Source organism: Bradyrhizobium sp. 21, assembly GCF_023073335.1.
Taxonomy (GTDB): domain Bacteria; phylum Pseudomonadota; class Alphaproteobacteria; order Rhizobiales; family Xanthobacteraceae; genus Bradyrhizobium.
Genome location: NZ_JADPJG010000004.1, coordinates 100,243 through 111,237 on the forward strand (window position 1 = coordinate 100,243; position 10,995 = coordinate 111,237).

Annotated in this window: 12 protein-coding genes; 6 read left to right on the plus strand and 6 right to left on the minus strand. The window is 65.5% G+C overall.

The features are described from left to right. Window positions 1–10 precede the first annotated feature (10 nt). Complete coding sequence (locus tag IVB31_RS07900; RefSeq protein ID WP_247320549.1) at window positions 11–1,480, plus strand: amidase; 1,470 nt, start codon at window positions 11–13, stop codon at window positions 1,478–1,480. 160 nt (window positions 1,481–1,640) lie between these two features. Here the strand turns inward: IVB31_RS07900 and IVB31_RS07905 are convergent, their stop codons facing one another. Continuing rightward, window positions 1,641–1,961 (minus strand): hypothetical protein, encoded by a 321-nt coding sequence (locus IVB31_RS07905; RefSeq protein WP_247320551.1) that lies wholly within the window; start codon window positions 1,959–1,961, stop codon window positions 1,641–1,643. A gap of 145 nt (window positions 1,962–2,106) precedes the next feature. On the opposite strand from IVB31_RS07905, the gene IVB31_RS07910 reads away from it, so the two are divergent. Beyond that, entirely contained in the window at window positions 2,107–3,015 is a 909-nt protein-coding gene (locus IVB31_RS07910) for a PaaI family thioesterase (protein WP_247320553.1), read from the plus strand. A gap of 67 nt (window positions 3,016–3,082) precedes the next feature. Next, entirely contained in the window at window positions 3,083–3,448 is a 366-nt protein-coding gene (locus IVB31_RS07915; protein ID WP_247320555.1) for a hypothetical protein, read from the plus strand. Here IVB31_RS07915 and poxB read toward each other — a convergent pair. The 3 genes from poxB to IVB31_RS07930 form a co-directional block, all read right to left on the minus strand. Then, window positions 3,445–5,181 (minus strand): ubiquinone-dependent pyruvate dehydrogenase, encoded by a 1,737-nt coding sequence (gene poxB, locus IVB31_RS07920; protein WP_247320558.1) that lies wholly within the window; start codon window positions 5,179–5,181, stop codon window positions 3,445–3,447. The two genes, IVB31_RS07915 and poxB, sit on opposite strands and share 4 nt — an antisense overlap. Before the next feature lie 80 nt (window positions 5,182–5,261). Further along, a complete protein-coding gene (locus tag IVB31_RS07925; RefSeq protein ID WP_247320559.1) occupies window positions 5,262–5,894 on the minus strand; it encodes a 2-dehydro-3-deoxy-6-phosphogalactonate aldolase in 633 nt (210 codons plus the stop codon). 14 nt (window positions 5,895–5,908) lie between these two features. Next, entirely contained in the window at window positions 5,909–6,823 is a 915-nt protein-coding gene (locus IVB31_RS07930; RefSeq protein WP_247320561.1) for a 2-dehydro-3-deoxygalactonokinase, read from the minus strand. Window positions 6,824–7,040: 217 nt separating this feature from the next. On the opposite strand from IVB31_RS07930, the gene IVB31_RS07935 reads away from it, so the two are divergent. Further along, a complete protein-coding gene (locus IVB31_RS07935; RefSeq protein ID WP_247320890.1) occupies window positions 7,041–8,138 on the plus strand; it encodes an LLM class flavin-dependent oxidoreductase in 1,098 nt (365 codons plus the stop codon). Between the two features lie 56 nt (window positions 8,139–8,194). Then, window positions 8,195–8,749, plus strand: a complete 555-nt coding sequence (locus tag IVB31_RS07940; RefSeq protein WP_247320562.1) for a flavin reductase family protein — start codon at window positions 8,195–8,197, stop codon at window positions 8,747–8,749. A gap of 48 nt (window positions 8,750–8,797) precedes the next feature. Here the strand turns inward: IVB31_RS07940 and IVB31_RS07945 are convergent, their stop codons facing one another. Next, window positions 8,798–9,298, minus strand: a complete 501-nt coding sequence (locus IVB31_RS07945; RefSeq protein ID WP_247320565.1) for a hypothetical protein — start codon at window positions 9,296–9,298, stop codon at window positions 8,798–8,800. Window positions 9,299–9,514: 216 nt separating this feature from the next. Here IVB31_RS07945 and IVB31_RS07950 point away from each other — a divergent pair, with 216 nt between their 5' ends. Beyond that, window positions 9,515–10,021: a PAS domain-containing protein gene (locus IVB31_RS07950; RefSeq protein WP_247320567.1), complete on the plus strand. Its 507-nt coding sequence runs from the start codon at window positions 9,515–9,517 to the stop codon at window positions 10,019–10,021. 17 nt (window positions 10,022–10,038) lie between these two features. Here the strand turns inward: IVB31_RS07950 and IVB31_RS07955 are convergent. Then, window positions 10,039–10,995, minus strand: a 957-nt coding sequence (locus IVB31_RS07955) for a sigma 54-interacting transcriptional regulator (RefSeq protein WP_247320569.1), incomplete at its 5' end; no start/stop codon positions are given.

The window sequence follows — 10,995 nt, forward strand, 5'->3', positions numbered from 1 at the left end:
TTTGGATCGCATGACTTTGCCGATGAGCTGGAATGAATGGGCGCAGCACGACGGCGTTGGCCTCGCGGCCCGCGTCCGCAAGGGCGAGCTGTCGGCAAAGGAATTGGCGCGGCAGGCCGCCGCCGGTGTGGCCAAGGTCAATCCGGCACTGTCGGGCGTGGTCGAGCTGTTCGAGGACGTGATCGCCGATCCGGCCAAGGACGGCGCCAATCTCGCCGGCCCGTTTGCCGGCCTCCCCTTCCTGATGAAGGACCTCGGCCCCACCATGAAGGGCCGGCTCCAGGAAATGGGCTCGCTGCTGATGCGCGGCAATCGCGCCGGCGCCGACACCTTCCTGACCGGCAAATTCCGCCAGGCCGGATTGAACCTGATCGGGCGCACCACGACGCCGGAATTCGGCGTGTGCAGCTCGGCCGACAATCCGGCCGTCTACGTCACGCGCAATCCCTGGGATACCGACTACACCACCTGCGGCTCGTCGGCAGGCAGCGCCGCGATGGTCGCGGCCGGCGTGGTGCCGATCGCACATGCGACCGACGGCGGTGGCTCGATCCGCATTCCCGCCGGCGTCAACGGCAATATCGGGCTGAAAGTCTCGCGCGGCGTGTTCTCGCTCGCGCCGCACATGTCCGACCTCACCGGCCTCGTCTCGATCCAGGGCTGCCAGTCACGCTCGGTGCGCGACACCGCAGCCTTCGTCGATCATGCAAGGGGACCCGCGCCCGGCGAGTTCATGCCGTTCTGGACCACGGCGCAGCCCTATTCCGAGATGATCAAGCGCGATCCGACAAAACTTCGCATCGCATTGTCGCACACATGGGGCGATTACACCGCGACGCCTGAGATCGCAGCCGAACTGGAGAAGGCCGGCCGCTTCCTCGAAGGCCTCGGCCATCACGTCGACTACGCCCTGCCCGAGCTCGACTTCCGCGCCGCGTTCGCGGCGCAGACCACCTGCTACATCAGCAATTTTGCCGTGGTGATCTCCAACATGCTCGCCGCGCGCGGACTGGAAAAGCCGCCGGAAGATTTGATCGAGCCCATGAACATCCGTATCTGGGAAGCCGGCCGGCACACCAGCTTTGCCGAGCGCGCGAAGATGCAAGGCGTGTTCAACACGACCTCACGCGCCTTCGGCGCCTTCTTCGAGCAGTGGGACGTGATCCTGACGCCGATCACCGCGTTGCCGACGCCGAAGGTCGGCACCAGGGAATATCTCACCATCTCCGACAACCCTGACGTGCTCGACTGGTTCGGTAATCTCTGGCGCTTCTTCGCCTTCACGCCGCTGGCCAATCTCTGCGGCATGCCGGCGATCTCGATGCCGATGGCAACCCAGGACCACGGCCTGCCGCTCGGCATCCAGGCCCTTGCCAAGCAGGCCAATGACGGCCTGCTGCTGCAACTCGCCGCCCAAATCGAGCGCGCGCTCGACGGCAAGTGGAATGATGGCAGGAAGCCGAAGGTGCATGTGAGCTAGCGACGGGCCGCACTTGCGGCCATCCTTCGAGACGCCCGCCGATGGCGGGCCCTCAGGATGAGGACTTGTTTCGCGGCAAGACATTAAACCCTCATGGTGAGGAGCGCCGCCTTGCGGCGCGTCTCGAACCATGAAGGCCCGTTCGATTATGCTGGCCGCCTCAGTTCTTCACCGCCGGAATCTCCTCCGGCCTCGGCTGCTGCTGGCCCTGCTGGTACATCGCCAGCGCCTTGTCGAGCGCTTCGCGCAGCGCCAGCGCCGCGGCCACGCTGCAGCGGAGATGCGCGGTCTGGACGACGTCGACCCTGACGGCGGCGCCGACAGGCATCAGCAGGTTCGCGGCGAGCTCGATCTGGATCGCGCCGTTGTGGTGGCCGAAGCAGGATGCACCGTCGAAATAGATGATCGGCGCCCGCTCGGAGCTCGAGCTCGAAATGATGACGGGGCCCTGGCTGGTGGCGGGCGCTTCGGGATCGACCATGGGCACTCCTTGCGGCTAGTCGGACGAACAAGGCGCTCACCATCGTTGCTTCGGCCCGCCCTGTCGAGGCCAAACCGCCCCGGCACGCCGTCCGAAGCGTATTCGGGATTTTGCGCCGCGCCCGACACTGGTCTAGAACGTCGTCATGTCCAGCTCACCGACCACACTTCCGTTCGAGGAACTTGCCGAGGCGATCAGGGGCCGCCGCTCCGATTACGGCCATATCAGCGGGCTCCAGCTCGACCGCTTTGCGCCTGGCGAGGCCTGGTCCAGCCTGCCCTACCGGCCCGTCTTCGTCGGCGACACCGAGACCGGCGTGCTGCATGGCGGCGTCGTCACCGCGATGCTGGACGAGAGCTGCGGCATGGCCGTGCAGCTTGCGCTCGACGGCACGCACGCGATCGCAACGCTCGACCTGCGCATCGACTATCAGAAGCCGGCGACGCCGGGGCTCGACATCAAGGCGCATTCGGTCTGCTACCGCACCACGCGCTCGATCGCCTTCGTGCGCTCCACCGCCTATCAGGACTCCGAGGACGATCCGGTCGCGACCGCGACCGCCTGCTTCATGATCGGCGCCAACCGCACCAACATGCTCGCGGACCGCAGGATGGATGCGCGCAACATCCCGTCGCTGGAGGCGCCGGAGGATCCGGACGGGCCGTTTGCCAACAGTCCGTTCGCGCGCTGCCTCGGCATCCGCGTCAACGCCGACGGCACGCTGACGATGCCGTTCTCGCCGAAGATCATCGGCAATCCGATCCTGCCCGCGATCCATGGCGGCATGACCGGTGCCTTCCTCGAGACCACCGCGATCTTCGGTGTGGCGCGCGAGCTTGGCGCCGCCGCATTGCCCAAGCCGATCGGACTAACCGTCAACTATCTGCGCTCCGGCCGCGCGCTCGACACCGTTGCCAATGTCTCGATCGTGAAGCAGGGCCGGCGCATCGTCGCCTTCGAGGCGCGCGCCTGGCAGGACGATGCGGACAAGCCGATCGCCACCGCCTTTGGCCATTTCATGCTGCGTCCGACGCCAGGAAACGGCGAGGAATAGGCGTATTTTACTTGACGGACACGGGCCCTGGCCACAACGATAGCACGTTCCCGCGAGAGGTATTGGGTTGCGGCATCCGCTCGACATCGTCGCCATGTTCGCCGCGCTCTGGCTGCTGGCATCAATGGTGCTCGACGCGCTGACGCCGAAGGAGCTGACGGCGGTGATGATCGGCATCGCCATCGGACCCGCCATCGTCATCACCGCCGTGTTCTACTATCTGCGCTGCCCGCGCACCGATTTCGCGGTGATGTTCGCCGCGTTGTGGCTGATCTCGGATATCGCCATGGCGTTCATCTCGCCGACACAGCTGCCGCATTTCCTGATCGCGCTCGGCTTCCTGCCGGCGCTGCTGATCGGCATCGTGCTGCACTGGCAGCGTTTCCAGAACCGCCACGAGCGGCTCCCCGCGCCGTCGGTGAAGCGGGGCTAACGCGGCAACAGATTTGTCTTGGCGAGATCGAGCACCTCGTCGCCGCGGCCGTTCATCACCGCGCGCAGGACCCAGAGGCTGAAACCCTTGATCTGCTCGGGCGTGATGGTCGGCGGCATCGACAGCTCCTGCTTGGCGGTGACGACGTCGAGCAGGGCCGGGCCGTTGTGGGCAAGCATCTCCTTCATCGCGCCGGGAAGCTCGCCGGGGTCCTCGACGCGTTTGGCAAAGATGCCCATCGCGCGCGCCATCGCCGCGAAGTCCGGATTCTCCAAATCGACATTGGTGTCGACGAAGCCCGCCGCCTTCATCTCCAGCGCGACGAAGCCGAGCACGCCGTTGTTGAAGACGACGATTTTCACCGGCAGCTTCATTTGCGTCAGCGTGATCAAATCGCCCATCAGCATGGTGAAGCCACCGTCACCGGAGAGCGAAATGATTTGGCGGCCGGGCTGCGCGGCCTGCGCGCCGATCGCTTGCGGCATGGCATTGGCCATCGAGCCGTGCACGAAGGAGCCGATCAGCCGGCGGCGGCCGTTCATGTCGAGATAGCGCGCGGCCCACACCGTCGGCGTGCCGACATCGGCGGTGAACACGGCATCGTCGGACGCATGGTCGCTGATGATCTTTGCAAGATATTGCGGATGGATCGGCTTGCTGCCCGGCTTGCCCTTGGCAAGCGAGTCCAGGCCTTCCCGCGCTTTCTTGTAGTGCGCAATGGCATCGTCGAGATGCTTGCGCTGCGTCTTGGGCTCGAGCAGGGGCAGCAGCGCCTCGATGGTGAGCCTGACGTCGCCGACGAGACCAAGATCGATCTTGCAGCGCCGCCCGAGATTTTCCGGACGGATGTCGATCTGCGCGACCTTGCAATCGGTCGGGAAGAACTGCTTGTAGGGAAAATCCGTGCCGAGCATCACCAGCGCGTCGCAGGCGTGCATGGCGGCATAGCCCGAGGAGAAGCCAATGAAGCCGGTCATGCCCACGTCGTAGGGATTGTCGTATTCGACATGCTCCTTGCCGCCCAGCGCATGCACGATCGGGCTCTTCAAGGCCTCAGCAAGCTGCATCAGCGTCGCATGCGCGCCGGCGCAGCCGCGGCCGCAGAACAGGGTGATGCGTTCGGCCCCGTTGAGCAGGTCCGCGAGCGCCTTCAGCTCACCCGCCTGCGGCACGATTTTTGGCGCCGACAGCGTAAGGCCACGCGCCGTCGACAGCGCGCGCTTGGGTGGGCTACGGAAAGCGACGTCGCCGGGCATGGCAACGACTGCAACGCCGCGCATGCCGACCGCCGCGCGGATGGCGTTTTCCAGCACGTAGGGAAGCTGGCTGGGGTCGGAGACCAACTCGCAATAATGGCTGCACTCGCGGAACAGGTTTTGCGGATGCGTCTCCTGGAAATATCCGCTGCCGATCTCGGCGGTCGGGATTTGCGCGGCGATGGCCAGCACGGGAACGCGGCTGCGATGCGCGTCGAACAGGCCGTTGATCAGATGCAGATTGCCGGGACCGCAGGAGCCCGCGCACACCGCAAGGCTGCCCGTCATCTCCGCTTCGCCGGCAGCGGCGAAGGCCGCCACTTCCTCGTGCCGGACATGGATCCATTCGATCGTGCCGCGCCGCCGCAGCGCTTCGGTCAGCGCATTCAGGCTGTCGCCGACGATGCCGTAGATGCGCTTGACGCCGGCCTGTTCGAGCGTTGCCACGAACAGATCGGCTACATTGTTGATCGCCATGTCGGTCTCCTGATCTCACTGTCGCAGCAAGATAGGACAACGCGCGACCGTGACGGCATCACGGCTTGTTTATTGCAGGCTCAGTCTTTCGCAATCGCCCGATCATAGGCCGCGATCGTCAATTTTGCGCGAGCGGCAACGTCCGTTGCCGTCATGCCGGGCTTGTAGAGGCTGGAACCAAGCCCGAACGCCGTCACGCCGCCCTTGATGTACTCGGCAAAATTCTGGTCGGAGACGCCGCCGACCGCGGCGATCATCACGCCGGCAGGCAGCACCGCCCGGATCGCGGCAATGCCGGACGCGCCGAGCACACCCGCCGGAAAGAACTTTAGGCCCGATGCGCCGGAGCGCGTCGCGAGCAGCGCCTCGGTCGGCGAGAACACGCCCGGCAACGTCACCATGGCATACTGATGTGCACGCGTGAGCACCTGCGTATCCACATTCGGCGAGACCATCAGCTTGCCGCCGACGTCATTGAGACGATCGACATCCGCGGTGGCGAGCACCGTGCCGGCGCCGATCAGCACACCGGCCGGCGCGAGCTTCGCGGCGGTCCCGATCGAACGGAACGGATCGGGTGAGTTCAAGGGGATCTCGATCGCGGTCATGCCGGCTTCGATGAGCACGCCGACGATGGCTTCAGTCTCCTCCGGCTTGACGCCGCGCAGGATCGCGACCAGCGGACGCTTCATCGGTGGAAAGGGAACGGTCATCTCAAAAATCCTTCCTAACTCGTCCAGATCGCGGCCGCCGCCATCGCCAGGCCGCGGCGGACCGCTTCATCGGCATCGACCGGTTGCACGGTGATCGACAGCGCGTCGAAGGCGAGCCGATACAGCATCGCCAGCCGCCCCGAGGCGATCAGCGTGATGCCTGCTTTCGGCACCGCGCCGGCGAGCCCTGCCGCAAGCTCGACGCCGATCAGCGTGCCCGACAGTGTTTCGCGCGCAGCAGCCGGCGTGCCGCCGAACAGCAGTTGTCGCGAGCGCGCGCCGAACAGAAGATTGGCGGCAAAAGCCGGCGCTTCGTACGCAGCCTTCACCGCAGCCTGGAAGCTCGCGACATCTTCGGCGTCATCAGCGCCGGCGACCGCGAGCGACAGGATCGTCTCGCGCGAGACGACGCTGAACAGCTCGCCGGTCATGAAGGTGGAGAAATGTTCGACCGTGCCGTCCTTCACCCGCACCCATTTCGAATGCGTGCCAGGCATGCAGACCAGCGCTTCGCCCGCGGCATCCAGACCGAGCGCGCCGAGCAATTGCGTTTCCTCGCCGCGCATCACGTCCGGCGCCTTGGCGTCACGCTGCGCGATGCCCGGAAGGATGCGGATATCGCGCGTCTCTCCCGGCACACGCGCGGCCTGCTTCAGAACGGCAGAGAGCGGCGCCGGCGTGTCGACATAGCCGGCCTCGACCCAGCCGGTACGCGCACCGGCCATGCCACAGACGAGGACCGGCAGATGACTGGGCGACTCGACCGCCGCAAGGTGCGATTGCAGCACGGCGGGGAAACCGGCCTTGGCCGCCGCCAGCATGCCCTCATCGCTGCGCCGCTCAGTCAGCACCTGGCCGGCGGGGTCGATCAGCCACAGCCGAAAACTGCTGGTGCCCCAGTCCACCGCGACATAGGCGGGTTCGGTCATCTCGAATCGTGTCCTCGTCTCACGGTCAAGACGCCGTCTCGCGACAATGAGACGGCGCTTGGCAAATCTGCCCCGGGATATCGGCTATTGCCACCCCAAACCAGCCTTTTCTCGCAGGTCTGGGGCGCTGTCTGCGCTGGCACACCGCTTGCTAAAACTGTCGTGTTCAAGTCCAGCAACGCGCAACAAGACGCGTCAACATCAGATGAGGAAACCCATGGAGATCGGCTATTTCACGATGCCTTCGCACCCGCCGGAGTGCGGCCTGAAGGAAGGGAACGACTGGGACCTGCAAGTCATGCGCTGGCTCGACGAGCTCGGCTATCAGGAGGCCTGGGTCGGCGAGCACCACACCGCGCCCTGGGAACCCAATCCCACGCCGGATCTATTGATCGCGCAGGCGCTGATGCAGACCAAGAACATCCGCATCGGACCGGGCGGATTCCTGCTGCCCTATCACCACCCGGCCGAGCTCGCCAACCGCGTGGCGATGCTCGACCATCTCTCCGAGGGCCGGCTCAATTTCGGCGTCGCTGCCTCAGGCCTGCCGAGCGACTGGGCGATGTTCAACGTCGACGGCATGAGCGGACAGAACCGCGACATGACCCGCGAGGCGCTGGAGATCATCCTGAAGCTGTGGAGCGATCCAGCGCCCTTCACCTACAAGGGCAAGTTCTGGACGGTGACCAAGCCGGACACGATGTTCGACTTCCTCAAGCCCCATATCAAGCCGCTGCAGGCGCCGCATCCGCCGATCGGCGTCGCCGGGCTGTCGAAGAACTCGGACACGCTGAAGCTCGCGGGCGAGCGCGGCTTCATTCCGATGAGCCTCAACCTCAACCCGGCCTATGTCGGCAGCCATTGGGACTCAGTTGTTGCAGGCGCCGCCAAGACCGGGCGCAAGCCGAACCGCGCGGATTGGCGGCTGGTGCGCGAGGTGTTCGTCGCCGACACCGACGAGGAGGCCTGGAAGCTCTCGACCGGCGACATGATGGGCCGGATGATGGGCGAGTACTTCCTGCCGCTGCTCGGCCATTTCGGCTTCAAGGACTATCTGAAGCACGCGCCCGAGGTGCCCGATAGCGACGTCACCGTCGAATATTGCGCCAAGCGGAACTGGATAGTCGGCTCGCCGGCGACCGTCGCCGAGAAAATCGAGAAGATCTACGACGAGGTCGGCGGCTTCGGCGTGCTGCTGGTGTTCGGCTTCGACTACAAGCACAAGGCGGAGGCCTGGCACCACTCGCTCTCGCTGCTCAGGAACGAGGTGATGCCGCGTTTGAAGCATCTCGGCTCCGCGCAGAAGGCAGCTTGACCTGAGGCGGGTGCGGCGCGAACGTACCGCACCCGCTTTTTTCGGGAGATCATCGCGTGAGCGTGGACGCAAAGGATTTCAAGCAGGCGATGCGACAGTGCGCCGGCGCGGTTGCACTGGTGACGGTGGGCGCCGAGCATGGCAAGCGGACGGGGCTGACGGTGACGTCGGCCTGCTCACTGTCGGACAATCCGCCGTCCCTGATCGTCTGCGTCAACCGCAACGCCAGCGCGCATGCGCGCATCCGCGAGGAAGGCGCCTTCGCGATCAACTTCCTGCACGAGGATCACGCGCTGCTCGCGCTCACCTTCAGCGGCCAGAAGGGCGTCAATGGCGACGACCGTTTCGCGTTCGGTCAATGGACGCGCGGCGTGACCGGCGCGCCGGTGCTGACGGATGCGGTCGCTGCCTTCGACTGCGTGCTGGCGCAGGAGTTCGAGACGAAGACGCATTCGATCTTCGTGGGCGAGGTGCGCGGGGTGTCGCATTCGACCGCGGCCGCGCCGCTGGTGTATCTGCACAGCAGCTTCCACACCCCGCGCGAGATCCGCGACACCGTGACCGTCGGCGATCTCGACTCCCGCCATCTGAGCTGGAGCGACTTTTCGTGATGTGAGCTGGCCGGGAGTTCGCGAAGAGAGGCTCGTTCAACGCGATTTCTAGCGGGGATGCGATCGCTTCGGGCCGTTCCTCCCCGCCGGCCTTGGCAGTCGCGCCTTCTGGGCGACGGACTTGCCCCGCGGCTGGAGGAGATCGTCGGGCCCGGTGACCCCTGCAGCCCGGAGGTCGCGTAGCAGCTTCCGTACCAGCAACATGTTGGTCATCTGGAGTTCGTGATTGTTGCCGAAGCCGTAAGCGTTGCCTTCTGCGACGATCAGCCCGGAGCTGGTCTCGGTTAAAATCTCGAGTCGCTTCAGTCCGGTGACGCGGCGTCGGATCGTCTCCAGGGGCACATTCAGGAATCGCGACAGCGCGGCCCGCGACACGCCGCGCTTGATTGCATCGGGCTCGACAGCATCGATCCCTGAAAACCTTTCATTCAGGTTCACGTCGCTCATGACGTTCGTCACATTGGCGTTGAGGATGCCGTGGATGATGAGCAGGTCCATGGCAGCGAAGTCGCCGTAGTGCCGGAACATCTCGCTGACCGAGCACAGCATGTAGGACAGCGTGTGCCGCGAAACCGCGCGTGTGACGTCTGAGCTCTTTGCCATGGCACCGACACGCTTGGTTTGTGAAGATTTAGCACACTTCCGGCCGCGCGACTGCCTTACCTACCCGGAATGGGTACGTCCAGTCTGGACAATGCAGGGGCTGATCCCTCATCTACCGGGACGCCATGGTTGACATTCGGCCGCGCGCAGGGACCACCGCACATGAAGCATGCCGGTCGCCTCATCGACCAGGGGATGTTGTCGGTCTTCCAGATACGTCTCGCCAGGATGTGGGAGCGCACCAAGGGGACGCAGCCCCTGCCCGAATTCCAGGCGTTCGATTTCGACAGCATTCGGGACCTGCTCGAGAACCTCATGATCTGCGACGTGGACGGATCGAAGCATCCCCTCGAATTCATCGTCAGATCGCAGGGAAAAGTCGTCACCGAACTTTACGGCGGGGATCGTTCCGGCCGCATGATCGACGAGATCACACCAGCTTCGCTGCGGCCCGGCGCTCGGGAAGACTATACGGCCGCCGCCCGACGCATGGTGCCGATGTTCAGGCGGAAGGCGATGACCGACTGCGCCGGGCGGCCCGTGAGCTTCGAGCTGTTGCTGTTGCCATTTACGGTCTCGCGGCAAGGCACCGACCGGATCATCTCGGCGGTCTACCTCTTCGCCGAGGGAAACGGATTCAATCGCCGCATGCTCCTCGCGGAGCGATAGCGTTCGCTCGGCCAGCGTCATCGGTTGGATGAGACGGGGCCGATCCGGAACTGCTTGATCTTCCGATACAACGTCGCGCGGCTGAGCTTCAGCGCGCCCGCAGCTTCAGTCACGCGGCCGCCGTGCTTGCGCAGGGCCTCGACAATCGTCGCACGCTCAGCCGTCGCGAGATCCGGCTCGCCGGTTCTCCCGCCGAACGGCGGCAGATCGAGGTCGGAGTCAGTGATGACGCCGTCCTCCGCCGTGCAGCCGGCAAGCCGCAGCACGTGGCGGAGCTGGCGCATGTTGCCGGGATAGGGATAGGCCGAGAGCAGCGACCAGGCCTCGTCCGTGAGGCGGCAGTTCGGCGCCTCCTCGCGCGCGATCTGGCGGATGACGTCGTCGCGGTCGGCGCGCTCGCGCAAGGCAGGCAGCCGCACCTCCATGCCGCGCAGACGGAAATAGAGATCGGTGCGGAAGGCGCCCTCCTCGGCCATGCGGCCGAGATCGCGATGGGTCGCGCTAATGAGGCGAATGTCAACCGGCACGGGCTTGAGCGCGCCCAGCGGCCAGACTTCGCGGTTCTCCAGCACGCGCAAGAGGCGCGTCTGCAGCGCGATCGGCATGTCGCCAATCTCGTCGAGGAACAGCGTGCCGCCGTCGGCCTGCACGATCAGGCCCTTCGACCCGTCGCGCCGCGCGCCGGTGAAGGCGCCGGCCTCGTAGCCGAACAGCTCGGCGTCGATCAGGCTCTCCGGCATCGCCGCGCAGTTCAGCGCGACATAGTTGTGACGCGCGCGGTTGCCGGCAGCGTGAATGGCGCGGGCGAACACGTCCTTGCCGACGCCGGTCTCGCCATGCAACAGCAGCGGCAGATTGTGATCGCCGATGCTCTCGAGCCGCTTCACGCTTCTGATCAGGCCGGGATCGCGGCCGGCGAGCCGGTACAGCGCGTCGAAGCGATCGGCGGCCGCATCGCGGCGCGGCGCCAGCGG

Coding starts and splice junctions, on each gene's coding strand:
- IVB31_RS07930 (WP_247320561.1), bottom strand. CDS start 6,823: ATGACCGAACCCGCCTATGTCGCGGTGGACTGGGGCACCAGCAGTTTT.
- IVB31_RS07935 (WP_247320890.1), top strand. CDS start 7,041: ATGGAGATCGGCTATTTCACGATGCCTTCGCACCCGCCGGAGTGCGGC.
- IVB31_RS07945 (WP_247320565.1), bottom strand. CDS start 9,298: ATGCTGTGCTCGGTCAGCGAGATGTTCCGGCACTACGGCGACTTCGCT.
- IVB31_RS07905 (WP_247320551.1), bottom strand. CDS start 1,961: ATGGTCGATCCCGAAGCGCCCGCCACCAGCCAGGGCCCCGTCATCATT.
- IVB31_RS07900 (WP_247320549.1), top strand. CDS start 11: ATGACTTTGCCGATGAGCTGGAATGAATGGGCGCAGCACGACGGCGTT.
- poxB (WP_247320558.1), bottom strand. CDS start 5,181: ATGGCGATCAACAATGTAGCCGATCTGTTCGTGGCAACGCTCGAACAG.
- IVB31_RS07925 (WP_247320559.1), bottom strand. CDS start 5,894: ATGACCGTTCCCTTTCCACCGATGAAGCGTCCGCTGGTCGCGATCCTG.
- IVB31_RS07950 (WP_247320567.1), top strand. CDS start 9,515: ATGAAGCATGCCGGTCGCCTCATCGACCAGGGGATGTTGTCGGTCTTC.
- IVB31_RS07910 (WP_247320553.1), top strand. CDS start 2,107: ATGTCCAGCTCACCGACCACACTTCCGTTCGAGGAACTTGCCGAGGCG.